We start from the raw sequence: 26,505 nt of genomic DNA, 5'->3' as shown, positions 1-26,505 counted from the left end.
GGCAGAGCTTTAATAGAGCTCTGCCTTTATGCGATTTTGGCTTTGCAAGAGTTGAAATACACTCTCACCGGTTACTGCCGCAACAGCTTTTAGCACTTCATCGCCCATCTGTTTGCTGCCGCAGATATAGATACATGCGCCAGCCATTAGCCACTGCTGTAAACGCGCTTTTTGGTTTCTTATCACATCTTGAACATAGCGTTCGTTGCCAATATCGCAGGAAATGTCGCCATTGGATATGCCATCACGAGAGTAAACGCGATTTGTCGTTAATAAGGTGCCAAGCTCTCTTAATGCCTGCGTTTCTTTGATGAAAATGGCATCGTTTATGCGGTTGCGTTCACCATAAATTAGCCATTGTCGCGTGCCGGGTGTTTTCGCTCGATGTTTTAAATGCGCACGTAACCCAGCATAGCCGCTGCCAGCACCAATCAGTATCAACGGCTGGCTTGCTTCCGGTGGGTGAAATTGTGGGTAACTGCGAATCTCAAGTTGTATTTGGCTGCCGCCATCAATTCTTTCCGTGAGCCAGCCAGAACCCACTCCTAACTGCTGATTAGGAAGTTGTACTTGGCGTACAACAAGTTCTATAGCGCCATCCTCCGGAAGCGATGCGATCGAATACGTACGCGCACTTCCATCGGGCAACTGGACATCAACTACATCGCCTGGCATCCAGGTTGGTAAGGTGCCTAAGGTGGGTTTGAATGCAAGATGATAGAGCGGAGAACCGTTGCTACCCGGGTTTAATTCTTCGCGGTGCGTTAAACGCCAAATATCCGCTGTGGGAATACTCTCAACCACGCTAAGTTCGGGCACTTGCGCCAATTGTTCATACCAGCGTTCGATATCAAAACGTTGCAATTTATCTACGGTAACGGGTGGAAAGAGTTCGGTAAAACCTTCTCGCCTTAGCCATACCGCTAATGCTAATCCAAACGCACAATATTGTGGGTAGTTGCGATCACCAAGCGCAAGAGTGGCTGTACAAACTCGCCGGGGAAGTTGTAATCCTGATTGCTGTAGTGCCTGCCAACTTTTAGCTACTGTTTCAGGTGCTTCGCCATCACCTGCGGTGCTGGCAATAAAGAGAACGTATTTTAGTGTGGGATGATTGGCATGATTATAAAGGTTACAGAAATCATTAAAATCGCAGCAAACAAACTTGGTATTATTAATGTGTGCAACATAATCCGTGGCTAGTTTTCTCGATTGTCCGGTAGCACTGGCATACACAACAAGCACTTGCGCCTGCGAGATTTTCTGGGAATACATTTTGCCATCTGCATTGCCGTGCTGGGTATCAACGACAGGGTTAAATTTAACCGAGCTGCGTTGATGGGCACGAAAGGCCCACCAACTAAAGAAAGCCCAGCCGGTGAATAACGCAAGAGCAAATAGCACGGAACCACTTAGCATATCCGGGCCGATGCTCGTTACATCTGCGTTGGCTGAGAACATAACTTACTCCGGAAGTACTTCAAGGGTTGCGGTGTAGCTACCACGGCGTTGTGTAGCTGGAGCAACGGCTTGGTTATCGGTATAGGTTGCGTTAAACCAATACATTCCCGCTTGTGGCCAAGTTACATTCAGCATGCCTTCGCCGTCAGTTACGGTGGTTATTTGTTCCTGGGTATCGCGGTAACGCGTATTTCCTGGAATGATTTCAATTTCGGCACCCACAGCAGGTTCGCCATCAATCAACAACTGAAAGGTTGCGGTTTCACCAGAAAACAAATCGTTTGGGTGCGTAATAGGATTTAGCTCTAGGCCTTTACCGGTTGGCTCTAATGCATGATCATCTGGCGCTCCCGAGGTCATGAAGGTTTCGATGCGCCGAGAAAATTCACTGATGGTAAGCTCTTGTGTGTTCTCAGGTATTGCCGCTTGCAAGCCTTCCGTGGTTCCTTGTTGACCGCGCTGCGGATAGCCTCCACGCTCACCATTTTCATCAACCCAACGCGCGTTTAAGCCGTGGCTTGCGGTATATACTTTGTAAGTGCCGCTTTCCGCTAATTGCAAATCAAGGTGGCTGCGAAACTTGCCGGTAAAGGTGTTGGTAAGCTCTGGGCTGCTGCCCTCCGGGCCCGCAACCTGAAGTGAACTCGTACCCATGGGGCGATAATCAAGATGAAATATCTCATTCGAAATAGCCGCATCAATGGTAACCCATGGTTGATCGCTGGCGAGCACTGTGCTGGAAGGTAACAACCAAGCGCGGTGTGCCATTGCTTCGGGTGTAGCTGCGAGTAGCAAAATCGGAAGCGTGAGCAATATACGTTTTTTCATTGTGTAATCCTTATTTTTAAATGATTTTAGTTCTACATACGAGTAAATGTGGCGCTTACTAAACCAAGCTCCGTTTCGCCCGTTTGTTCAACGACAAGGGTTTCTTGCAGTGGTAGTTGAATCGGGAAGCTCAACATTTCTCTGCCGCCAACTTCACGGGCGGCTTCGATGTGTAAAAAATATTTTCCGGCGGGAAGCTCCGAAAATTTTGTGCCATCGGCTGCGATATCGTGGAAGGTAACCTGATGGGTTCCGGGCGCTCGGGTGGCACCACTAACACCATCAACGGGAAAGGAAAGAGTGCGGCCACTGCGGCGCCACCACTGGCGAATATCCTTTAGCCATTTTTCGCCTTCTTGGTTTGCAAGCGCGATATCGTACCAAACTCCTAAATCTGCAACGGCCTGCTGCCTCTCGTTTGCCAGCCACATGGCAACATACGGGCGATGATATTCTGCCACTTGAATTTGTGGGATCTCGATATCGATAGTGAGCGAAACAGGCTCTTCAGCTCGGGCAGTGTTGAAGAGAAAACTGCCGATCGTGATGGTGCTCATTAGTACTAGCGGTAAAAATTTATTTCGCATAATGGTGCTCCAGGTAATGCATACGATGTTTATCCGTGAGTGAAAAGTAGAAGTAGAACAGCAGGTAGAACCACACCTAAGCTAACGAGTGGCCAAGTACTCCAACGATTGCGCGCAAACTTATGCAGCAGTAGTAGTCCGGTAACGCTAAAAATAACGCAGGCCACGGCGAATATATCGAGAAACCACTGCCATACCAGCCCGGTATGGCGGCCTTTATGTAAATCATTGAGGTACGCAATAGTGCCGCGTGATGTATCTTCGTATATCACTTCGCCGGTATATCGATCGATACTGAGCCAGGCGTCGCCTCCGGGCTTTGGCAAGCTAAAGTAGATATCAAAATCACTCCACTCTGCCTGTTTGTTGGCGAGATTTAAGCGTAACTCTTGGCGCGCCCAGTTAACCATTTCGCGCGGTAGAATTTCAGGTGGTTGCTCTGTTTCTACTGCCGCGAGTTGTTCCAAAAGTGCCTCGGGAATTACCTTTTCAATGGTAACGGTTCGCGGTTTTGCCTCGATAGATTGCGCGTGATTCAGCGTTATCCCTGTGATAGCAAATAGCAGTAGCCCCGCTAGGCAAAGTGCTGAGCTCACCCAATGCCATTTCACCATACTGCCCATACGCATTTTTAACCCCGATTAAACTAAATGAGAATTATTCGCAAAAAGATGTCGACAATATTAATGAGAATCACTATCATTTGCAACTAGATTTTATCGGACGGCAAACCCAAACGGTAAATTTTTTGATCACTAATGGATTTTGGAGAGAATCATGCCCAGCGCTAAACTTTCGTTGCTTACTTCGCTCATTCTTGGTTGTTTTGCTGTATCAGCAAATGCGCAAACGGCTCAATCAACATCGCCTGCCGCTTCTGAGCCGAGTGAGAAAGTGGAAGATGTAATTGTTATTACCGCCTCTGGATTTGCCAGAAAATTAGTTGATGCTCCGGCGAGTGTTACCGTGGTAACTCGTGAAGATCTGCAGAGCCAACCTTATGCTGGTATCGCCGACGCCTTACGAAATATTGAGGGTATTGATGTTGGTTCGGGGCAAGATAAGAACGGTAACATCAGCATTACGATGCGTGGGCTACCGGCGGATTACACGTTGATTTTGATAGATGGCCGCCGACAAAGTGATATCGGTAATATCGGACCTAACAATTTCGGCAACAGCCAGTTTATGTATATACCGCCACTTGAAGCGATTGAGCGAATTGAAATTGTGCGCGGGCCGATGTCAACCTTGTATGGTGCCGATGCTATTGGTGGGGTAATTAACATTATTACGCGTTCTTCCCTTGAAGAATGGCACGGCAGTGTGAGTGCTAGCGGAACGCTGCAAGAAGATGATCAGTATGGTAATGATAGTAAATTTGATCTGTACCTCACTGGCCCGGTAAGTGAAAATCTGCGCGTAGCCATGTACGGAGGCTTCTATAATCGAGGCACTACAGAGCCTACTTACCAAGAATCACTACCGCTACCAGATGGCACTACTTGGGAAGATTCAGGAAGCTTTGGTGATCGTAAAGTAGTGGCGGCGCGAAACTGGAATGTGGGTGCTAATGTGGATTGGCAATTCCATCCCGAGCAACGCTTAACGTTTGCATATGATAAGGCACAACAGCGTTACAACAACCAGATGGGGCAGGTAGGAACACTCGATAGTCCAGTTAGTTTATGGCGTGCGCCAAATGGAATTGTACAACCGCGAGTTGGTTACACGCCCTACCAACGAGTGGAACGTGAGCAGTATGTTCTTGCGCATCGCTGGGAAATGGATGCCGGAACATGGAGCAGCGATATTACCCAAGCCAGCAGTGCAAACCTCGGACGTTCATTGCCATTAGGATTAGAAGAACGTGCCGAACTACAAGGTATTTGGAATCAAGCGGTTATTGATCAAGATACCACACGACCCACGCTAACTGACGACATTACAGCACAGCTCGAAAACTTATTCTTACCTCGACCGCTAAGAACGCTTGAGATCGATAGCCTCATTGTGAACACGCGTTTTGAAGGGCTATACAACGATCACGCCTATATTCTTGGGGCGCAATGGTTTGATGCGGAAATGGAAGATGGCGTGTTTGCCATGTCGGGCGAGGGTGCTGAAACGCAAGCCATTCAGAAGCATCAGCAGTGGGCTGTATTTGCCGAAGATAACTGGGATTTAAACCCAACTCTAATTTTTACCTATGGTGCTCGCTACGATCATCACTCGGTTTTTGGCAGTCAAGTAAGCCCCCGGGTATACCTCAATTGGCGTGCGCATAGCGATTGGACATTTAAAGGTGGGGTAAGTACTGGTTATAAAGCACCGCAGCCAAACCAACTATTTTCAGGAATTGTGGGATTCGGTGGCCAAGGTGTTTCACCATTTGTGGGATCACCTGATTTACAACCGGAAACCAGCGTGAACTATGAGGTTGCTGCGTACTATGAAAATGATGCTGGGTTTAACGGTAACTTAACCCTCTTTGTGAACGATTTCAAAGATAAGATAATTCGCCAAGATGATCTGCCAAACTGTGAAATTGTGGTATCTGGTGAACGTTGTGTGAATATCGGTGAGGGTTGGGCTGAACTTGGTTATACGCGATTTAGCCAATCACAGAACGTGGATGAAGCGCAAACCATGGGTGCAGAAATTGCGCTTGGTTATGATATTAGCGAGCGTTGGCAGTTAAAAGGAAACTACACGTATACTGATAGTGAAGTAAAAAGCGGTGCCGACCAAGGCCTACCGTTAGTGAATACACCCACGCACATGATGAATGGTAGCGTAAGTTTTCAAGTTAGCGATCCGTTAAGTGTAGCGCTTCATTTGGAAGCGCGCGGCAAGCGGTTTCGTGGTACCGCAAATGCTGCTGGCCCACAAGGGCCGGAAACCCAAAAGCTTTACTATAAAGCTTATGAGTTAGTGCACTTAAGCGCGAGCTACCAGTTTAATGAACAATTGCGGGGGAACTTACGGGTTAACAACCTGCTCGATAACGATCTATCAAGCCGCAGTTGTTACCTTGCTGAAACCGAAACGGAGTATGTGTGCTCTCCAGATTACAATACTGCTGAACGTGCACGCAGTTTGTGGGTATCGTTGAGCTATCAATTTTAAGTAAATTTTTTCTTTTGGTAATAATTAATCGCTACAGTAAAAGGTGAAATGATGAAAATAGTAAAATATGGTTTAGCTTGTATCTTATTCGCAGTGGGTACGCATTCTGCAATGGCATTCGACGCGCCAGCACAAGAGCGGTTTGATCACTTCAAAGGCGAACAATCAACCTCGTTGGAAGAAGCGCTAGCGAATTTTGCAGAGTATAATGAGAAGCTTGAAGTAGTTTTAAATGGTGAATTAGAGCCGGCAGATATGGCAGAAATACACCAACTCACATACACCCTTGAGAATGCACTTGAGCGCATTAATATCGAGCTTGCACAACTTGCAGAAACCTTGGAAGAAGTGCATCTAGGCTCAGAGCAGCTCGCGTATGATCGCGTTCGTGAAGCGGCAAGGTTGTACTTAGAAACGGCTCGTAAAATAGAGAAATAGCATATGTAAAGCAAATGTTGTGTTGTTCACAAACGGAATTTCTGTACTGCCTCTAAGCTAGTTTCGTTGCTTGCTTTGGGGCTTGCGTTGAGTGCTTGCTCTGCGCCTACAGAACCACTTGATTGTTGCGTTGATGATGCCGGTGACGTTCTCATTGAAGCTCGAGGTAATGAGCCATTTTGGAATTTAACGGTATTTGAAACCCGCGTAGAGCTGAATCGTTTAAGTGAAGAGCAACAACGTTTTGCTTGGCAACAAAATGATGATGGTCATTATCAACTTTTTATTTCGCATGGAAGCGGAGCGGTAGGCTCCGCTACATTCGAGGAAAAAGTGTGCCGAGATTCAATGACTGGAATGCCATATCCAAAAACCGCGATTGTTAAACTTGGTGAGGATAGCTACCACGGCTGTGCCGGTGATCCAAGCGAGCTATTAACGCCCGGTGAATGGCAAATAACTCACGTGAAAGGCAAAGATATTGCCGCGAACGTGGATGTTTCCATTAACTTTGGCGTTAACGGCGAGGCGTTCGGCAACAGTGGTTGTAATCGCTTTGTTGGCCATTATTCCTACACCGGAGAGAACTTCCAACTCAATCAATTAGCATCCACTCGGATGGCTTGTCCGAGTACTCAAATGGATACGGAAACGGAAGTGTTGGAAGCACTTGGTGATGTGGTGTTATTTGATGTGAATGAAGATGGCGCGTTGCACTTAATTACGCATTCAGGTGAATATCTACGCGCAATCTTGAAGTGACGCTAAAGCTATTTCAATCATCCGCTTAAACCCAGTTTCGCGTTCGGTGCTGGTGGTGGCTTCTTCGGTAACCAAGTGATCTGATACGGTGAGCAAACACGCCGCGTTTTTGTTCAACGTGCGTGCGTTGTGAAATAGCGCAAAGGCCTCCATTTCTACCGCAAGGGCACCAACTTCTTGGTGAATACGCTGAAAGCTCATGTGGTCTTTGCGATAAAATACATCGCTTGAATGCACAATACCGCTGTGTATTGGTGTATTTAAGCGTTTAGCGCTATTGCTTAGGAACTGGCTCAGCTTCGCACTGGGTTCATTAAACGGCGAAGTCTCGCCGTTTTGCGTTTTTGCAAATGACGATTCCGACCAAACCTTCGTGGCGAGTAATACATCGTGAAGCTTGAGCTTTTCTGTATAGGCGCCACAAGAGCCCACACGAATAATGTTCTCCACCCCAAACTCTGTGAATAGCTCCCAAGAGTAGATGCCAATACTCGGCATACCCATGCCACTTGCCATTACACTTACACGAGTACCTTGATAGCTTCCGGTATATGCCAGAATGTTGCGAACATTACTGACTTCGCGAACCTCATCGAGATACGTTTCAGCGATAAACTTAGCTCGCAACGGATCGCCAGGCATTAATACTGTGGTTGCGAAATCACCAAGTTCGGCGTGGATATGGGGGGTCATTGCAGCTCCAATAAAGTACTCAGCTTGAACATATGATATCGGCGTTAGTTTCTAATATACGTGGGTTGCTTAAGGTAATTTGTTGAGCAGGCTCAGGCCAGCGTTCGAGAAATGAACGATTACTCCGAACCGGGCAGCTTCCTACACGATACTCGTTTCCTTCGACATCGGTAAGGCTGAAATCAAAATGAACGGGATTATCTAACGGGTTACGAACCGAGAAAAACATGCCATAACTTCCGCGTATTTGCGCAAAAAAAAGTTCGAACGTGCGCTCTGGATTCTCGTTTTCTTCTACGGAACGAAGCTCAGTGATGTTATTTTCAGCATCAATTTCAGCTTCGATATACACGCGCTCGCCCGGCAAAACAATAATATCGTCCTTATATACAACAGGCCAATACTGGAGTTGTGTAAGGGTGTATTCACCTTCGGCGGTGGCTACTAGAATATCTACGTCTTCGCGGCAGGTGTTTGTTTCACAATATTGCTCAAGCGTAAGCGGCTTAACAAATATCGGCGCTTTAGATTGACCGGTATCGTTCATTTTGCAGCCGGCTAGAGCAATAAGCATAAAGATGTAAGAACCAAGCCGAATAACACTCATGTTGAAACTCACTGTAGAAGGTTACTGCGCAGCTTCAAGTTCGCTGCCATTGTTATTGCTGCACGATTTTTGCGATGCAGCATGTTAGTTTGTGGCCAACATTGATTTTAGGTGCGTTTGCCCAGAATTACAAAAATCATCGAGCTCAGTAATCGGCATGGGGCTTGCCAACAAATAGCCCTGCAGTTCATGACAGCCATGTTTGCGTAGAAACTCAGCTTGCGCCTTACACTCAACGCCTTCACCAATTACCCGTAATTGCAGAGAATGAGCCATCGCAAGGATAGTGCGAACAATTGTGCGGTCGTCTTCATTGCTAGGGATATCATGAATAAACGAGCGATCGATCTTAACTTCATCGATGGGTAATTTTCGCAGCACACTTAGCGAAGAGTACCCAGTTCCAAAATCATCTATGGAGATATTGATTTTTGCTTTTTGCAACGAGCTCAGCACCGCTAAGGTATTCTCAAAATTATTGATAGCCGCTGTTTCTGTAAGTTCGAGCTGCAGAACCGACCAATCATCAACAAATTCAAACCTTGAGCGGAAGCGATCAATGCTATCGTCATCATCAAAGTCATGAGCTGAAACGTTCACGGATAGCCTCGGGATTTTCTTGCCGAGCAACCCCGTCTGCTTAAGTTCTTCAAGCGCTTTGCGGCAAACGAAATCGGTGATACTACCAATTAAACCTTGTTGTTCCGCTAGTGCAATAAAGGTATCAGGCGATATTGGGCCATGCTCAGGATGCTGCCAGCGTAACAACGCTTCTACGCCGGTGATTTCCAGCGTTGCAGCATCAAACTGGGGTTGGTATGCAACGCTTAACGCTTCGGTTTCTATAGCTTTTTTTAGGTCCGCCGTAAGCTGCAATCGAGAATGTACATTTTCGCCAAAAAAATGATCGTATACACGTAAATAACCTGCACCTAAGTTTTTTGCTTCTTCCAAGGCTAAGTTTGCTGCAGTAGTTAAATCACGGGAGTTATCTGCATCATTGGGGTAAATAGCGATTCCGGCACATGCTGATACTGTTAAAAGATCATGGCCTTGAACTCGCAATCGCCGAATCTGCTGTTGAAAGCCTTGCGTTAGGCATATAGCTTCTTCGCAGTCCTTAACGTCGGCAAGTAAAATACAAAATTCATCGCCGGCTACGCGGCCAAAAATACAGCGCTTACCGCTAAAATATGCACGCATGGATGCGGCAACGTCTTTCAATAGTTGATCACCCGCTAATTGCCCAGCGGTGTGATTTACTTGTCGGAATTCATCAAGATTGAAACTGATAAGCGCTAACATGCGCTTGCTATCGTTGCTTAGGCCAATTTCTGAATCGAGGTCTTGCCGAAACATGTGTCGGTTAAGGAGTTGAGTAAGGCTATCGCGCTCGGATAGCGAACGCTCTCGACGCAAAGCACTTAGTAATAAGAAAAATAAGATAAACCCTGTGAATACAATGAACGCCCAACCTTTATAAGTTTGCAGCTGAGTGAGCGCCTCGGGATCTTGGATAATACCCGCTAGAAAGCGATCTGAATATAAGATCCAGATAATGCCGATGATAATGTAAATGGCTGTTCTTGAAGCAGCGGTTTTCCATGGAGACATATATTCTAAATTGCCTTTTTAATCGTCATTAGTAAACATAGCAGCCATGTTAACTAAAAGGAATTACCCAAAAGGCTATTTTTCAATATATCGAAAACTCTAAATTAAACACGCGAGCTAGAAGTGAAATGAAAACCCAACTTTACCACTCCACGAGCGGCTATAAATTCCAGCGGCCACGTATAAATCAATTCGATTCAAAAGGTTATAACGCACATCCCCGTGCCAGCTAGACGTGCTAAGGCCACCCGTTTTTGAGAACTGAATATAGCTTGATAGATCTATGTTTTCTGTAAGCTTGCCACGCATACCGGCTTGCGAAATAAAACCATCATCACTGACATTATAACTATTGGTTTCCATTTCAACTCGAGTGGCGCCAGCAAGAATAAATAAATCAGCACGCTCGCTTGCTGCCATTCGCAAGCCGCCCATTATATTTAATTGATAGGCATTCATATCGCCAACATTTTGCCCATTGGTAACTTCGCCAGAACTTAATTCTATTGCCGCCAAGCCATAGGATTTTACCGGCAGGCTAGCGCGGAGATTGAGCATATCGGCCTTTGCATCACTATCCCGATCGCGCACGGTGGCATAGCTGATATCGAGCAGCCGCCAGTTTGGGCTGTGATTTGTATCGGTGTTCTCGGTATCACTAGCGAGCGCGTTGGCGTTGATAAAAGCACTGAAAAAACCAAGCGTGGCGAGTAATGAAAAACACTTTAATGAGCGTGCATTAGTTAACATTCCAAACTTACCTTATAAATCGTTGCGAGGCGGCTACATTGAGAAGTGTTTTGCCTGAAAAAGCAATAACAAGACAAACACTCAAGCCGCCTCTACGTATTCCGTTACAGCTAATCTAAATCTTACCTTGTGCCGAAATTGCAATCTGCACGAATAATAGTAGCCTCAGAATACTTTAGCGAATCGGCAGATACTACCCTCCGAAGTGAAAATTATAGGTAATATCGTTGATCAACTCGCTTTTATAATGCGCTCAATTCAGTGATTTCATTGCTAGCAGCAGCAATGGCCGCGGCACGTGGCTCTTCACCTAAATTGACGCCTTCAGCGCGTACTGTGGTTACATCGGTGATGCCGATAAATCCTAGTACACCTTGTAAAAAGCTCTCTTGATGCTCCATCGCTGCAGCTGGGCCTTCGCTATAGATACCACCGCGAGCCGAGGCGATGTACACTTTTTTACCAAGCACTAGACCTTCTGCGCCGTTTTCGGTGTAACGGAAGGTGCGGCCTGCTTGCGCGATACGGTCGATCCAAGCTTTTAACTGGGTTGGAATCGAGAAGTTATACATAGGCGCGCTAATAACAATGACATCGGCTGCAAACAATTCGTCAAGCAAGGTTTCAGTAAGTGCCAATTCAGATTTCTGACGTTCGCTGCGGTCGGCCTCAGCACTGCCACCGGCGAGCAGAATTTCGGCATCTAGGTGATTAATCGGCGTGTTGATTAAATCACGGACGGTAACTTGAGCATCGCTATTTTGTGCGGTTAAGCGCGCAACAATTTTATCGCTTAATTGGCGGCTTACGGATTGATCACCAAAAATACCAGCTTGGATGTGTAGAATATTCATGTGCATACCTCGTTTGTGATTAACAGTAGCGCTGCGGCAATCCTGTTGATTAGTTTGAAGCAATAAAAACGGGTTGCTTCAAGAATGGTGCCATCATAAAGATGTTCCACTTTCACTACTAGATAGGTAATATGAGAACCACTGTTTCATAAATGGAACAATAAAATGAAAGATATTACTAACCTTGCATGGTTCGCTCATGTGGTTGAGTACGGTAGCTTCAGTTCTGCTGCTCGGAGTTTAGGAATTCCGAAATCTACGCTGAGTAGGCGTATTGCGGATCTTGAAGGCGAGTTGGGTGTTCGGCTATTGAATCGAACGACCCGGAAGTTGTACCTCACGGATGTTGGGCGCGAATTCTTAGTGCATTGCCAAACGGTGGTTGCTGCCGCGAGCGCCGCTGAACAGGTGACTCAGTTTGTACAGGAAAAGCCTCGCGGCAAGGTTCGCCTGAGCAGCCCCTATGCGATTAGCCAATCATTACTCGTGCAAATTTTGCCGGAATTTATGGCGCGCTATCCCGATGTCACTATTGATCTAGTGATGACAAATAAACCGGTGAACCTTATTGAAGAACAGGTAGATATAGCCCTTCGCGTAAGACCTACCCTAGAGGAATCATCATTGATCGGCCGGGAACTTTTGCCATCAGGACAAGCGCTGTATGCGAGCCCAGAATTAGTAGCTGAATATGGTGAACCGCAACACCCCACCGATTTAATGAGCTGGCCAGCGCTTTCAATGCATTATTCATCAGGCCGTTACCAGTGGCCGTTTAGCAATGAAAACGGCGATAATTTAGTGCTTTCCTATCAAGCGCGGCTTATCACCGATGATTTATGGGTTTTGCGTGAGGCGGCTTATCAGGGGCAAGGGGTTGTTGCGCTTCCTACATATTTATGTCGCGAATATGTAAAAGAGGGACGCTTAGTTCGTGTTCTACCGCAGTGGCAATTGCCAGTAGGTAAGTTACATTTAGTGTACCCATATCGGCGTGGCTTATTACCCGCTGTCCGTGTTTTAATTGATTTCTTAGTTGAGCGCATGCCAATCGCTGCTGGCGTAGCCGGTATTGCATCGGATAATGATGCGGGTAATCTGTAAGCGCTCTAGTATGAATAACTTGCATCGAATAAAAAAGCAGTGAAGCTTATCAATAGAAAGGAATACCAATGAGTTTAACGCCGGCTTTCATGGTCTTGCATGGTAATCAGCTTGAAAACTTGCGCGATGTGCTCGTGCAATGGATGGCTGAACACCCCATTTCACCGCTCGGTGAAGAGCAAGTATTGGTGCAAAGCAATGGTATTGCGCAGTGGTTAAAGATGGCACTTGCCGGCACCGCCAATGGTCATCCGGGCGTTGCTGCTGGGGTTCGCGTTGAGTTACCAAATCAGTTTGTGTGGCGTTTGTATCGCTTGCTTTTAGGGCAGGATATCCCGGCATCGCTGCCTTACGATAAAGGCAATCTAACATGGCGGATTTTGCGCTTGTTGCCTACCTTGAACGGCGAAGTGTTTGCACCTCTTGAGCGTTATTTACGTGATGATAGTGATGGCCGTAAACGTTATCATTTGGCGGCGCGGCTCGCCGATCTCTATGACCAATATCAAGTTTACCGAGCTGATTGGCTGCAACGTTGGAGCCAAGGCGCTGATGTGCTCATAAATGTTGATATGCATGGCGCTGATCTCAGCCAAGAAATGGCCGAGGCGGCGGCGAGTGCGGGGCTTGAGAGCTCGCTTCCGGAAGAGCAGCTTTGGCAGCCTGCGCTGTGGCGTTTGTTACGTGAAGATTTGCAGCAACATTCAGAACTTACCGCATTTTCCAGCCGAGCCGATGTGCACAACAAAGCACTGAATAAGTTGCTTACGGGCGAAATCGATTCTACTACCATGCCAGAGCGGGTAATTGTATTTGGTATTTCTTCGCTGCCAAAGCAAACGCTTGAGCTCTTAGCAGCACTTGGTAAACATACGCAAGTAGTGCTTGCTGTGCTGAATCCGTGTCGGCATTTTTGGGGCGATATCACCACAGTGCGTGATGAAGTTCGCCGCCAACAGCGTCGGCAGCAGCGAAAATCTGGCCTGCCGGATTTAATAAATACGGAAGATTTATATTTACATGCCCCCCCATTGTTGGCCAGCTTAGGCAAACAAGCGCGTGATTATCTAAGCTTAATTGACGAGTTTGATCAGCCGGACCAATATCAAGAATGGTTTGGCAATCGAATTGATGTGTTTTTTAATCCAGCGACACAAGCGTTCGTTACGCCCGATGATCCCGCTGCTGAAAGCGCGCCAGAGTGGCCGCTGCTACACCAAATCCAGCATGATATTCTGGAATTAAACGCCCTTCCAAATGCCCCAAGAATACTCAGTAAAGATGACCAGAGCATTAGTTTTCACCGTTGCCACAGCCGTCAACGGGAAGTGGAAGTGCTGCAAGATAACTTGTTAGCGGCGTTTGCGGCTAATCCATCTTTGCGCGCGCGTGATGTGATTATAATGACACCGGACATTGGCGATTACGCACCCCACATAAACGCGGTATTTGGCCGCATCAGCCGTGATGATGAACGCTATTTGCCTTACTCTTTAGCCGACCAAGCGAACCGTGGCCGTGTGCCGTTATTTATCGCACTCGAGTATTTGCTTTCATTGCCGGATCAGCGTGTAACCTTAAACGAAGTGTTTGATTTACTCGATGTGCCAGCGATTCAACGGCGTTTGCAGTTGAAGCCAGAGGTACTCCCGCAATTACGATTATGGCTCACCGAGGCGGGTGCGCGTTGGGGGATTGATAGCGAGCATCGGCAAGTGTTTGATCTTGCAGCCATGGGTGATGCCTTTAGTTGGGCTTTTGCGGTTGAGCGAATGCTGTTGGGTTATGCCATGGGAGAGCATGAACAATGGCAGGGGCGTTTGCCGTATGCAGAAATCGGTGGTTTGAGCGCGGCTGATTTAGGGCCTATTTTACAGTTTATTCAGCAATTGAAGCATTGGACGCAAACACTAGCAGCGCAGCCGGAACGCACCTTTAGTGAGTGGCAAAGTTTACTCAACGGCAGTGATAATCTGCTCACCACTTTCTTTGATGTGCAAGACGATACCGATGAACGCTTGTATGTGCAATTAAACGAAGCACTGGAACGCCTGAGTGATGCGGTGTTAGCTGGCGAATTCGATGGTACTCTGAGCCTACCCGTGCTGCGTGATGCATGGCTGGCTGAAGCGGAACAAAGCGGATTAAGCCAAAAGTTTATGGCCGGAAAAATTACGTTTTCTACGTTGCTGCCGATGCGTGCTATACCGTTTCAACATATCTACATTCTTGGTTTAAACGATGGTGAATATCCTCGCAGCCGTCGGCCTGATGATTTCGATTTAATGGGTTTGAATTATCGACCAGGTGATCGTTCACGCCGTGATGATGATCGTTACCTATTTCTCGAAGCTTTATTGAGCGCGCGCAGCGCTTTGTATCTAAGCTGGGTGGGCCGCAGCGATCGAGATAACACGGAAAAGCCCGCCAGTGTTTTGGTCAATCAATTGCGCGATATGCTAGAGCAAGGCTGGCTTGTTGAAAGCGGCAATGTGCTCGCAGCCCTTACCCATGATTATCCACTACAACCGTTTTCTAACGCTTATTTTAATGGCGATTTCAGCACTTACGCGCAAGAGTGGGAGCACGCCTATACGGGCACAACCTCGCATTCTGAACATACCAAGCTCGCACCGTTACCTGAGTTGCCAGCGTTATCCTTGCTTGGCCTGCAACAGTTCTTGCGTAACCCAGTGCGGTACTTTATTGCTGAACGCTTTCGCGCTAGAGATTATCAAGATGATCTGGTGCTCGAAGACGATGAGCCGTTTCAGCTTGATGGTTTGCAATCGTATGTATTGAAGAGCCGTATTCTGCAACGTTTGTTGCAGCAAAACGCAGCTCATGTTGCCGATGACCTCGATAGCAGTATTCAAGCAGAACTGCGTGCAATTCAAGCCGAGGGGGTATTACCGTTTGCGGCATTCGGTTTGCAAACGCAGGCTACGTTGGCGCGCGAAGTACAAGTAGTGATGAATCGCGTAAAAGATGACAAACGTGATTGGCGGCCTGCGGATGAAACCATTCGCCTTCATATAACTGTTGCCAATCATAATTTAGAAGCTGAGTTAGATAAGCTCTTTATCGATAAACACGGCGAGCTTGCCATAGTATTGGTAAGGCCTACCGCCATTCGTGATAAAGGCAAACCTAAATGGCACCAACTGGTGGAAGCATGGCTACAACAACTCGTTGCGAATGCGGCGGGGCACTCCTTGGCGATATGGCAATATGGTTTAGATAGCCGCGTTGGGTTGCCGGCGAAACCACAAGCGCAAGCATTGCAGGAATTAGAAAACCTAGTAAGTTACTGGCAACAAGGGCTGCAGCAACCGTTACCCGTAGCATTAAAAACTGCCTTTGTGTATCTGCAGGGTGCAAATGCAGAGCAGGTTTATGAGGGCGGATTTAAGATCACTGGGGAAATACAAAACTCGCCTGAGTTAGCGCGCTATTTTGCCACGTTTGCTGAGCTTGAAGCAGCCGGTTTGCCATATTGGGCAGAAGCACTTTATGGGCCTATTACGCAAAGCACGGAGGTTTCGTTATGAGCCAAATGCAGCCTAACGATACCGCACCGGCATTGAGCCCACAAAGCTTCCCATTGCAGGGAACCCGCTTAATCGAAGCTAGTGCGGGCACTGGGAAAACGTTTACGCTTGCCGCGCTATACGTGCGGTTAGTGCTTGGTCATGGCACTGCGGGAACAGAACCTGCGAATGGTAATGCGTTGTTACCGCCGAAGATTCTGGTGGTTACTTTCACCAAGGCAGCCACAGAAGAACTCCGTGATCGTATTCGCCAACGCTTGGTTGATGCGGCCCAAGCATTCCGTGGGCAAATCGAACCTGACGACGTGCTTGCAAGTATTTTAAGCGATTATTCAGCAAGTGATTATGCAAAATGTGCAGCGCAATTACAGCTTGCTGCTGAGTGGATGGATGAAGCCGCAATCTTTACCATTCATGGTTGGTGTCAGCGGATGCTGAGTGAGCACGCATTCGATGCCGGAACTGCCTTCGCACAAACCATGAATAAAGATCTACGCGAGTTAAGTTTACAGATCGCACGCGATTACTGGCGCTATTTCCTTTATCCGCTGCCGGATAATCGCGTATTGCACCACCTTGGCGAAATTGCTAAATCACCGGAAGCTCTCTACCAAGCTATTCGTCCTTGGGTGGGCGCTGAAAGTGGTAGCCTTGAATTTCGTGCTGCGGGGGTTGCGCTACCCTCAGCTTTGGAACCAATAAAGGCTGCTAAACAGTTACAAAACTGGTTTCAAAAAGTAGATCGGCAAGCGGCGATAGTGCGTGAGCTTATACAGCCGGAAGCATTGGCGGTGCTTGATGAGGCTTTCGATCAAAGCACAATTAATAAAAACAAATTTCGAGAAAAGGGATGGCTGGAGAATGAACGTCCGCAGTTCGAAAATTGGATACAGCACCCCGAGCGTTTTGACGCGTTGGACTCTGAAGCGCAAAAGATTATCGAAAAATATTCAGCGGATAATTTAGCAACGGGTACGAAAGCGAAATTTACCCCACCGAACCATCCTTTATTTAACGGCTTTAATGATTTAGCTGCGCTTTTTGCTTCGCGTCCGCAACTGCATTTAGGTGTATTGCATCATGCAGCGCGTTGGTTTGTAGAAGAGTTTAAAAAGCGTAAACAACAGCGCGCAGAGCTCGGCTTCGATGATTTGCTCACCCGTTTGCATGATGCTTTGCATCGTGAGGGTGGTGAAGCATTAGCCGAACGTATTCGTGTACAGTTTCCAATGGCAATGGTGGATGAATTCCAGGATACCGATGCAGTGCAATTCGGTATTTTCCGCAAGATCTATCCTGAAGTAACTAGCAATAACTACGGCTTAGTTTTAGTGGGCGATCCGAAACAAGCTATTTATAGTTTCCGCGGTGCGGATTTATATACGTATTTGAACGCGCGCGAGCTTACCGCTGGCCAACATTACAACCTTCCGAAAAATTATCGTTCAACCGAGAATTTGGTGGCCTCAGTAAATGCATTGTTTGTGCGCGCTGAACATCAAGATGCAGGCGCGTTTGGATTTGCTCACGAAGGAACTAATCCATTGCCATTTTTTGCTGTTGCCGCCGCGGGTAATAAAGGCGCTTTGCACGAGAACGGAGAGCAAACACCGGCATTGAATTATTGGTTGATAGATGAAGCGGTGGAAGATTTACGCAAAGGTGAATATCAGCAACGCATGGCAAGTGCATGTGCGGATCGAGTTGCTGCATTATTGAATAGCGATACCGCTGAGTTTGTTGATGCCAGCGAGAACGAGAAACCTACGGCTGTTTCACCAGCGGATATTGCAATACTGGTGCGTGATAGAAACGAAGCAAAAGTTATTCGTGATGCATTAAACGCACGCTCATTGCGCTCGGTTTATATGTCGGACAAAGATTCGATCTTTGCCACCGAAGAAGCCACCACTATGCTGAGTTGGCTGCAGGCGGTTTACGCGCCGGAAAATGAAACGCGTTTGCGCGCGGCATTGCTGTTACGGCTTTCGGGTCAACAAGATACCGCTTTAAGCCAATGGCTTGAAGATGAACAAGCATGGGAAAAGATCACCGACCAAGTTCGCGAGTTTCGGGATATTTGGCGTTTTCAAGGCGTGTTGCCGATGATTCGTGCTTGGTTGCATGCGTTTAATTTGCCGCAGATTTGGTTACAGAATGATTCTGGTGAACGCACTCTTACCAATATGTTGCACTTAGCTGAGTTGCTGCAACAAGAGAGCAGCCAGCGCGATGGTGAAACCGGCTTAGTGCGTTGGTTTGCACAACAATTAGATGACGCCAACCCGAACGAAGAGCTGGTGCAGCGTTTAGAAAGTGATGCCGATCGTATAAAAGTGGTTACCATTCACAAATCCAAAGGCCTGCAATACAGCTTAGTGTTTTTGCCATTTATCTGTGGTCATAAGGCGGTAACGGCCAAGCATTCAGTACGCTATCACGCAGCAGGCAATAATTCGGGCCGTACCGTTGTGGAACTTGAGCCTGATGAAGAAGCTATCGCTAGAGCGGATAATGAGCGCCTGCAAGAAGATATACGCTTGCTCTATGTAGCACTTACTCGTCCTGTGTATGCATGCTGGCTTGGATTAGGTGCTTATCGAGAAGGGAATGCAAAATACAGTGCAATTCATCGCAGCGGCCTCGGCTCACTATTGAATTTACCGGTAAGACCAACGGCTGCTGATTTAAAAACTGCGCTGGCAGAACTACCATGGCAACACGAACAAGTTCCAAATTTTACGGCTTACGATAAGCCGGAGCATCAAAGTAAACGCCTACCTGCGTTGCGCTTGCCAGGTCCGGTACATACCGAGCACTGGTGGATAGCAAGCTATTCAGCCCTGCGCACTGGTGCGGTTTATGTACCGGAAGCACCGGATACGGCAACACAAGAGCAATATCAGGATGATGAGCAAGATATAGGCGAGCCGGCTACTGTGCTGGTTGCTGAAAATTTACAGGGCATGCATGGTTTTCCAAGAGGGGCCAGCGCGGGTACATTCTTGCATAATATTTTAGAAGTAGCCGCGGACCAGAAATTTATGAATGCAGATAGTGCTGAAATGAGTGCGTTGATAAGCCGTAGGCTAATGCAACGCGGCTGGGAAGCTGAGTACGAAACACTGCAAACATGGTTACAACAACTCACGGCGGTGCCGTTGGCTACCAGCGGTATAAGCTTGCAAGAGCTGCCTGCGATAGTGGCCGAAATGGAGTTCTGGCTCGAGGTAAATGATCTTAAGGCCGCCGATTTAGACAGAGTAATTAGCCGCTATTTGTGGCCGGGTAGAGCACGGCCAGCACTGCTTGATGAGCACGTGAACGGCATGCTGAAAGGGTTTATCGATTTAACGTATCAAGATACTGCTGGGCGCTATTGGGTGTGCGATTACAAATCAAATTGGCTTGGCGCTGATAGCACCGCCTATACCGAACGCGCCATGGTCAAAGCTATGCTTGAGAAGCGTTATGATGTACAAGCGAGCTTATATTTATTCGCGCTGCATCGCTTGCTACAAGCCCGAATTCCAGATTACGCTGAGAATATCGAGGAATATTTGGGTGGTGGTATGTATTGGTTTATTCGAGAACCAGAGTTAGGCCAGTGTGTTCTGCAACCTGATGTGCAGCTTCTGCATGAGCTGGATGCCTTGTTTCGTGCGGAGGCGGTGGAATGATGAATTTGCATAGCGTACAAACGTGGTTCACAAGCGCGGTGGCGCGCAAGGAATTAAGGCCGATAGATATTGAATTACCTCGGGTTCTACACAAGCTCGCGGTGGAAGAAAATGCGTTGTGTTGGCTATTGTGTGCTTTAGTAAGCCACCAATATGGCCGTGGGCACAGTTGTATGCGGCTATCGGAGCTGGTGCAGGCACCAGAGTATGTGTTGGGTTTTGCGCTACCAAACGAACTACGCGCTGTATTGGTGGAAACGGATCTGCATACCGCATTGCAGCAATGTGCTTGGGTGCAGTGTATTGAACAGCCTGAAGCGCCGATCGAAAAGCCGCTTGTTTATTTTTCTGGCGCACTTTACCTGGCGCGCTTGTGGAAGGCTGAACATAGTGTGGCACAAGCAATACACACACGAATTGGGGCATCGAGTTCGTTGCGTACTGCAGATTCCGATTTACCGGCGTTAATTCAACGGGTGTTTGGAGAGCAAAGCACCACGGGTATTGATTGGCAAGCCTTGGCTTGCGCAATGGCCGCACAACGCAAATTTGCGATTATTACGGGCGGCCCCGGAACGGGTAAAACCACCACTGTGGTTCGGTTATTGGCTATTTTGCGGCAAAAACACGGTGATAACTTACGAATTTTGCTCGCGGCACCTACCGGCAAGGCTGCGGCGCGGTTAACCGAATCAATTGCTGGCGCGATTGACCGTTTGCCGGCATCTATGCAAACAGGGATTCCAACTGACGTTACCACCTTGCATAAAATGCTGGGTGTTCGCCCATTTCGCCGCTCGTTTAAGCATTCTGCGCAACATCCTTTAGCGGCCGATGTTGTGGTGGTTGATGAAGCCTCAATGGTGGATTTAGAAATGATGGCGGCACTAATGAATGCGTTGCCTGAGCATGCGCAATTGGTGCTGCTCGGCGATAAAGATCAGCTTGCGTCGGTGGAAGCCGGCTCTGTACTTGGTGATCTATGTAAAGGTGCAGAAGCCGGCAACTATAACGCCGCAACCCTAAGCATGCTGCAAACTTATACGGCACACGATTTATCTGCCTATGCTGATTCCTCCGTGCCAGATGTTTCGAAGGTATACAATCAGGCTACGGTAATGCTCCGCGAAAGCCACCGGTTTGGTGCCGAATCGGGTATTGGCAACTTGGCGCGGGCCGTAAACGCCGGGGAAATATATCGAACTCTGCCAAAAACGCCGAGGAGCGATACTGCTTATACCGCAGAATCTATCTTTACCGCGTTCGATGATTTGAATTTGCTGGCGCCCGAGCAAAGTGGAACTATTTATCCAACTGAATTTGCCGAACTGCGCAAGTTAGTAATTGCTGGATATCAAACCTACTTGCAAGTAGTAGCCAAGGGAGAAGCAAGCGGGGAGCTCGATAACACATTAAGTGCGCGGGATAATTGGGCAAAAGAAGTATTAAAAACGCATCGAAGTTTTCAATTGTTAGTGGCCTTGCGGAAAGGTATGTGGGGCGTTCAAGGCCTAAATGATACGGTAAGTGAATGGTTACAAAGTGCTGGCTTAATTGCTCGTGCGGTGTCGGGAACGAGAACTTGGTATGCCGGGCGGCCTGTTCTGGTGCAGCGAAACAATTACACATTGAATTTAATGAATGGCGATATCGGCATTACCTTGCCAGATCCGGAAACCGGGAAGTTACGAGTGGTGTTTGAACAAGCCGATGGCAATATTAAGTGGGTATTACCCAGCCGCTTAAGTGATGTGGAGACCGTATTTGCGCTAACTGTGCATAAATCTCAAGGCTCAGAATTTACCCACACGGTTTTGGTGTTGCCAGATGAATTGAACCCTGTGTTAACGCGCGAGTTGGTTTACACGGGAATTACGCGAGCAAGTAAGCAATTTACACTCGTTGCGGCAAAGCCTTCGGTATTTGTAGATGCCGTGCAGCAACGAGTTATCCGTAGTAGTGGCTTATAAGTGTTTGAGTACGTGCTCAGCCGAGCTTACTTCAAACGCCTTCGGGCCTTCAACGAACAGGTTTACTAGCACGCCATCGCGGATAATCATGGCAAAACGTTGGGTACGAACACCGCCAAATGCACCGGTATCCATGCTGAGGCCAATACTTTGCGCCCAACTGGCATCACCATCAGAAAGCATGGTTACTTTATCGCCAATATTCTGGTCTTTTGCCCAAGCGGCCATTACAAAGGCATCATTTGCCGCAAGGCAATAGATTCCATCTACACCTTTATTGGCGAATTCATCGGCTAAACGCACATAACCTGGTAAATGCTGTTCCGAACAGGTGGGTGTGAAGGCACCCGGTACCGCAAATAAAACATGGGTGCCTTTTGCGAACGCTTGTGCTGGATCGAATTGCTCAGTTCCAATTACGCCTTTCTTTGTTAGGCTGCCGGTAGGAATATTCTCGTTTTCTTGAATCATAATTGCCTCGTTATTTTTCGATTATCTGTTTCGACTAGCTGCTTCGATAGGGCTAATTGGTATCTTGCCATACACGGCTACGTAGCAGCTCTCGATATGGCTCAGGCTCAGGGTTATTTCGAAACCATAAATCGAGTATTTCTAAAAATTCTGGGCTCTCGCGAACTTCTGGTAACACCTGGTTAATGGCGTTTACCATATTACGGCCCCATTCATTGTTCGTGCAACCAATCGCGCCGAGTACAAAATTACCTTCGGTTTCTGCAATGGGCAAAAACGTAAGCGGGGTTGTGCCTGAAGTGCTGGCATCAAAGTTCTGTAGAATTTGGTATTCAATAGTGTAATCGATGCGGCCAGATTTAATCATAGCTAAGATGGCTGCGGTAGCGTTTTCACCGGTATGTACCACTCGGGTGATTTCTGTGCCGGAAACGCCATCAATAATATGCTGCAATGATGGGTAGCGGCGGCCAGCAGGATAACCGAGCTGAAAGCTATTATCGCTCACTAACTTTTCTAACTTCACTGGATTGCCATATTTTTCTGTTATCAATGCCGCATGTTCTTGCGTAGTAATGATTCCGTGGGGATAGTAAAAATGGGTTGGCTCAGTATAGGTTGCTGAACTTGATGATGGCCGATGAATCATGCATGGAAAGCATTGGTTGTGGTTGCGATCAAATTGTTGAGTGATACGGGTTTGCGGAAATACAGTTCGGTTGCTTTTTAGTTCAGGTATGGCTTCATCAACAACATCAATGAGCACATCACAAATGCCTTGCCCTTTGAGGGGGCCAGATACAATATGAAACGGCGGCGCCGTATTGATCACCCACTCAAGGGTTTCGGCATTTGTGGCGTTTCCCGAAGTTGATTTCGGTTGCATTGCATAGCTTCCCGACGCGGCCTGGCTCGGGGTGTAAGCGAAGCAAATCAGTAAAGCTATAAAAAGCGTGTTTTGCAATACCCGGTACATATCATTCCTAAGTGAAAGAACTTAAATGTTGCGAAGGTTGATTAGTATTAGAGAAAATTCGCAGGATGCAAACAACGAAATTGTATGAGAATGTAAATGGCTACTGGTGTTTCCGGATCAACCCCGTAATATATACTGAATTCTACCTTACCCTGGTTAGAAACAATAATAATTAGGAACAATAATAAAGATGAGTGATATTCAATGGATACCTGTTGAAGCAAGCTATAAAAACCAGCTGCGCTTCGGCAATACCGTGTTTTTGGGTTGCTTTTTTATCGCCGCTATCGCGGCTGCGATTTGGATAGATAAACTGCCAACTTGGATCCCGATTGCAATTGCGGCGGGTATTTTCGTTCTTTGGTTTATTCTCTTTGTTTTTTGGGCTCCGGCGCGTTGCCGCGTAACCAGTTATGCGCTGGAAACAGATGTTGTTCGTTTTCGCTTAGGTGCACTTTGGCACCGAGAAACCTCGGTAACCCATAATCGTTTACAGCATTTAGAAATCGAGCGTGGGCCGGTAGAGCGAATGCTTGGGCTTTCACGTTTGAAGCTTTTTACCGCGGGTGGAATGGGCTCTGATTTAACGATTCCAGGGTTGGCACCGGCCGTGAGTGAGGAAATCCGCAACAATTTAATCGCCAAGATTCGTGACGAAGTGCTTGAAGATGCGTCGATTACCTCTTCGGTAGACGCTGCAGAGAGTGAATCGGCAGAGAGCGAAGTGAACGAAAACGAAGCAACGGCTGAGCAAACGGAAACTAAAGTGGCCTCTGATACCAATGATAACGAACAGGCGAGTGATTCACCTAAGGCAAAGCCTGAATGAAATCAGATGCACTCGATTGGCAACGGTTGCCACTGGTTTCACTGATATTTTTCTTTATCAGTAGTGTTCGATTAACCGTAAAACATTTGTACAACGCGCTGCCCGGTTTAGTGGCTGTGTTCGTGGGCCTGCGTAACTTATTACATTGGTGGCCAGTAGCGGTGGGCGTAATATTTGTTGTGCTGCTTGTGGCTACTTTCTTGCGTTATCGGCGCTTTTCCTATGTGTTAGAGCCCGAGCGTATTCGCGTGCGCCAAGGGGTGTTTAAGCGTTCAGAGTTAAATTTAGATTACGATCGTATTCAGCAAGCGGATATTCGCCGGCCAATTTGGTTTAAGCCTTTCAAACTCGCTATTTTGCAGTTGCAAAGTGCAGGCAGTAAAGGCTCCGAAGTTGAAGTAGCAGGTTTAGATGATGATCTCGCCGAGCGGTTACAAAAAGACATCCTAAATACCCTAAAAGCCACGGATACCGATGCCGAAGCGGCTCAATTAGATCCGAATGCGCAAGCTGATTTTGAATTGATATTGCCGCGCGCTGAAATTCTTCGGGTTGGCTTAATTCAAAATGCATTGCTGGTTGTGGGTGTATTGGCCGCGTTGTTGTTCTCGAACCAATTCGTATCTGAGTATGTTATCGATTGGCTAGAGAGTTTTGTTGATGGCTTTGCATCGCTTTGGCAAGCCGTTGTTATCCTAGTGGGATTCGGCGTTGTTGCTTTAATTCTGGTTTTGTTGGGCGCAGTTCTGTTTTTTTACAATCAATATTACGGCTATCACTTACAACGGAACGGTGATCGGGTTGCTTATAAAGCAGGCTTAATTGGCAGTTTATCGCGCAGCTTTCGCATTCCAAAATTACAATTAATCGAGTTTCGCCAAGGCTTAATTGCCCGTATCTTACAACGCTGGCAGTTACGTATTTTGCAAGCTGGCGGCATCAATGATAAAGCCGAAGGCCGGTTTACGATACCAGTGCTAAATCGTGATAATCGTGAATTGGTAAGTGCCGATTTACAACTTCCTACAGCGCATTGGAATCGCGTGCATAAAATATTGATTCCGCGTTACTGGTTAATTCCAAGTGTTGCGGCGGGCTGGATTCTTAACCCGTGGGCTGGAATTGGCGTGGCGGTAGCGATTTTATTGTTGCGTTGGTTATGGTGGCGCAATTTTGCTTGGCATTATCAGGGCGGCTGGATCGCGGTTAAAAGCGGCGTTATTGGTGTGAGTGAGCGTTGGGCACCTGCGGCGAAAATGCAGCGTATCCGTATTAGCTCGAATCCATTTTCACGGCTGTTTAATTTGCGCGCGTTGAAAATAGATACGGCGGGTGGAACGCTTTCAATTCCGTGCATGCCGAAAGAGCAAGCGGAACGCTTGCAGCAGGATATCTTGGCCTTAACGGCGAACAATAATAAACGGTGGATGTAGCGGCTTTGATGAGTCCGTTACTTCCAATATTGTTCCACGGTAACATTGCCGGGTTTGCGGCGAAGGTTTTTATCTAAGCCTTTTTCCAACAACGCGGCTTTACTATCAACAATCATGGCTGGATTCCCGCAAATCATTACTTGTGCTTGCGTATCGAGCGTAACGCCCACAGCCTTTTCAAGTAAACCGTTGGCAATGAGAACGGGTATTCGTTGTTGCAAACCGTTTGGAACCGTTTCACGCGTTACCACGGGCTGATAGTGGAAACGGTTTGGGTATTGCTGCTGCCATTGTTGTATTTGCTCTTGATAGCAAAGATCGCGCGCATAGCGAACGCCATGTACAAGCACTACATGCTCAAAACGCTGCCACGGTTCGTCGGTGTGTAACATGGAAAGATAAGGCCCGATGCCCGTGCCCGTGCTGATTAACCACAGCGTTTTGCCCTCGGGAAGCTCACTAAGAATAAAAAAGCCGGAGGGTGGAGCGCTTACCTCTAAAGTATCGCCCACGCCGAGTAAATCGAGCCGCGGCGATAATTCACCGTCGGGGACCGTAGTAATAAGGAAATCGAGCAGGGGTTCGTTTGGGCTGTTTACCAAAGAGTAAGCACGCTGAATGCGTTTTTCAGTGCCGGGTAAACCGAGCCGAACAAATTGGCCAGCGGTAAATGAAAATGGTGTGGGTATTTCTACCCGTAAGCTGAACAAATCGTCGTGCCAACGTTTGTTTTCAACTACCGTACCGGTCATCCATTGCGCCATGCTG

At 47.4% G+C, this 26,505-nt stretch carries 21 protein-coding genes; 9 read left to right on the top strand and 12 right to left on the bottom strand.

Annotated features, from left to right (window positions below):
* Positions 1–9 precede the first annotated feature (9 nt).
* The 4 genes from CWE13_RS08130 to CWE13_RS08115 are packed head-to-tail and all read right to left on the bottom strand — an operon-like array spanning position 10 to position 3,505.
* Positions 10–1,461: an NADPH cytochrome P450 oxidoreductase family protein gene (locus CWE13_RS08130; RefSeq protein ID WP_126807600.1), complete on the bottom strand. Its 1,452-nt coding sequence runs from the start codon at positions 1,459–1,461 to the stop codon at positions 10–12.
* 3 nt (positions 1,462–1,464) lie between these two features.
* Positions 1,465–2,289: a DUF4198 domain-containing protein gene (locus CWE13_RS08125; protein ID WP_126807599.1), complete on the bottom strand. Its 825-nt coding sequence runs from the start codon at positions 2,287–2,289 to the stop codon at positions 1,465–1,467.
* A 32-nt stretch (positions 2,290–2,321) separates the two neighbouring features.
* On the bottom strand, positions 2,322–2,876 hold the full coding sequence (locus CWE13_RS08120; RefSeq protein ID WP_126807597.1) for a DUF2271 domain-containing protein: 555 nt from the start codon (positions 2,874–2,876) through the stop codon (positions 2,322–2,324).
* Positions 2,877–2,905: 29 nt separating this feature from the next.
* Entirely contained in the window at positions 2,906–3,505 is a 600-nt protein-coding gene (locus CWE13_RS08115) for a PepSY-associated TM helix domain-containing protein (RefSeq protein WP_198677925.1), read from the bottom strand.
* 148 nt (positions 3,506–3,653) lie between these two features.
* Here CWE13_RS08115 and CWE13_RS08110 point away from each other — a divergent pair, with 148 nt between their 5' ends.
* The 3 genes from CWE13_RS08110 (at position 3,654) to CWE13_RS08100 (ending at position 7,205) form a co-directional block, all read left to right on the top strand.
* Positions 3,654–6,005 (top strand): TonB-dependent receptor domain-containing protein, encoded by a 2,352-nt coding sequence (locus CWE13_RS08110; protein WP_126807595.1) that lies wholly within the window; start codon positions 3,654–3,656, stop codon positions 6,003–6,005.
* Between the two features lie 51 nt (positions 6,006–6,056).
* On the top strand, positions 6,057–6,443 hold the full coding sequence (locus CWE13_RS08105; RefSeq protein ID WP_198677924.1) for a DUF6746 family protein: 387 nt from the start codon (positions 6,057–6,059) through the stop codon (positions 6,441–6,443).
* An 87-nt stretch (positions 6,444–6,530) separates the two neighbouring features.
* Positions 6,531–7,205, top strand: a complete 675-nt coding sequence (locus tag CWE13_RS08100) for an META domain-containing protein (protein WP_126807593.1) — start codon at positions 6,531–6,533, stop codon at positions 7,203–7,205.
* Here the strand turns inward: CWE13_RS08100 and deoD are convergent.
* The 5 genes from deoD to CWE13_RS08075 form a co-directional block, all read right to left on the bottom strand.
* On the bottom strand, positions 7,185–7,898 hold the full coding sequence (gene deoD / locus CWE13_RS08095) for a purine-nucleoside phosphorylase (protein WP_126807591.1): 714 nt from the start codon (positions 7,896–7,898) through the stop codon (positions 7,185–7,187). The two genes, CWE13_RS08100 and deoD, sit on opposite strands and share 21 nt — an antisense overlap.
* A gap of 19 nt (positions 7,899–7,917) precedes the next feature.
* Positions 7,918–8,505, bottom strand: a complete 588-nt coding sequence (locus CWE13_RS08090) for a hypothetical protein (RefSeq protein WP_126807590.1) — start codon at positions 8,503–8,505, stop codon at positions 7,918–7,920.
* Between the two features lie 84 nt (positions 8,506–8,589).
* Positions 8,590–10,119 (bottom strand): putative bifunctional diguanylate cyclase/phosphodiesterase, encoded by a 1,530-nt coding sequence (locus CWE13_RS08085; RefSeq protein ID WP_126807588.1) that lies wholly within the window; start codon positions 10,117–10,119, stop codon positions 8,590–8,592.
* 117 nt (positions 10,120–10,236) lie between these two features.
* Positions 10,237–10,869, bottom strand: coding sequence for a hypothetical protein (locus tag CWE13_RS08080; protein WP_126807586.1), 633 nt, complete (start codon positions 10,867–10,869; stop codon positions 10,237–10,239).
* 242 nt (positions 10,870–11,111) lie between these two features.
* A complete protein-coding gene (locus tag CWE13_RS08075) occupies positions 11,112–11,723 on the bottom strand; it encodes an FMN-dependent NADH-azoreductase (protein WP_126807584.1) in 612 nt (203 codons plus the stop codon).
* A 165-nt stretch (positions 11,724–11,888) separates the two neighbouring features.
* On the opposite strand from CWE13_RS08075, the gene CWE13_RS08070 reads away from it, so the two are divergent.
* The 4 genes from CWE13_RS08070 (at position 11,889) to recD (ending at position 22,028) form a co-directional block, all read left to right on the top strand.
* Positions 11,889–12,827 (top strand): LysR substrate-binding domain-containing protein, encoded by a 939-nt coding sequence (locus CWE13_RS08070; protein ID WP_126807582.1) that lies wholly within the window; start codon positions 11,889–11,891, stop codon positions 12,825–12,827.
* 68 nt (positions 12,828–12,895) lie between these two features.
* The gene (recC, locus tag CWE13_RS08065; protein ID WP_126807580.1) at positions 12,896–16,378 is read left to right on the top strand and encodes an exodeoxyribonuclease V subunit gamma; all 3,483 of its coding nucleotides are present in this window, start codon (positions 12,896–12,898) and stop codon (positions 16,376–16,378) included.
* Complete coding sequence (gene recB / locus CWE13_RS08060; protein WP_126807578.1) at positions 16,375–20,058, top strand: exodeoxyribonuclease V subunit beta; 3,684 nt, start codon at positions 16,375–16,377, stop codon at positions 20,056–20,058. The genes recC and recB overlap by 4 nt, the downstream gene beginning before the upstream one ends.
* A complete protein-coding gene (gene recD / locus CWE13_RS08055; RefSeq protein WP_241973659.1) occupies positions 20,055–22,028 on the top strand; it encodes an exodeoxyribonuclease V subunit alpha in 1,974 nt (657 codons plus the stop codon). The genes recB and recD overlap by 4 nt, the downstream gene beginning before the upstream one ends.
* Here recD and CWE13_RS08050 read toward each other — a convergent pair.
* Complete coding sequence (locus CWE13_RS08050; RefSeq protein ID WP_126807576.1) at positions 22,023–22,499, bottom strand: peroxiredoxin; 477 nt, start codon at positions 22,497–22,499, stop codon at positions 22,023–22,025. The two genes, recD and CWE13_RS08050, sit on opposite strands and share 6 nt — an antisense overlap.
* A 52-nt stretch (positions 22,500–22,551) precedes the next feature.
* Complete coding sequence (locus tag CWE13_RS08045; protein ID WP_126807575.1) at positions 22,552–23,385, bottom strand: ABC transporter substrate-binding protein; 834 nt, start codon at positions 23,383–23,385, stop codon at positions 22,552–22,554.
* Between the two features lie 280 nt (positions 23,386–23,665).
* Between CWE13_RS08045 and CWE13_RS08040 the strand changes: the two genes are divergently transcribed.
* Positions 23,666–24,304, top strand: a complete 639-nt coding sequence (locus CWE13_RS08040; RefSeq protein WP_126807573.1) for a PH domain-containing protein — start codon at positions 23,666–23,668, stop codon at positions 24,302–24,304.
* Positions 24,301–25,737: a PH domain-containing protein gene (locus CWE13_RS08035; RefSeq protein WP_126807571.1), complete on the top strand. Its 1,437-nt coding sequence runs from the start codon at positions 24,301–24,303 to the stop codon at positions 25,735–25,737. The genes CWE13_RS08040 and CWE13_RS08035 overlap by 4 nt, the downstream gene beginning before the upstream one ends.
* Positions 25,738–25,754: 17 nt before the next feature.
* Here the strand turns inward: CWE13_RS08035 and CWE13_RS08030 are convergent, their stop codons facing one another.
* Positions 25,755–26,501, bottom strand: a complete 747-nt coding sequence (locus CWE13_RS08030; protein ID WP_126807569.1) for a ferredoxin--NADP reductase — start codon at positions 26,499–26,501, stop codon at positions 25,755–25,757.
* Positions 26,502–26,505: the final 4 nt, after the last annotated feature.

This window comes from Aliidiomarina shirensis (assembly GCF_003987345.1).
GTDB classification, from domain to species: domain Bacteria; phylum Pseudomonadota; class Gammaproteobacteria; order Enterobacterales; family Alteromonadaceae; genus Aliidiomarina; species Aliidiomarina shirensis.
This window is presented reverse-complemented; position numbering and strand designations above follow the sequence as displayed.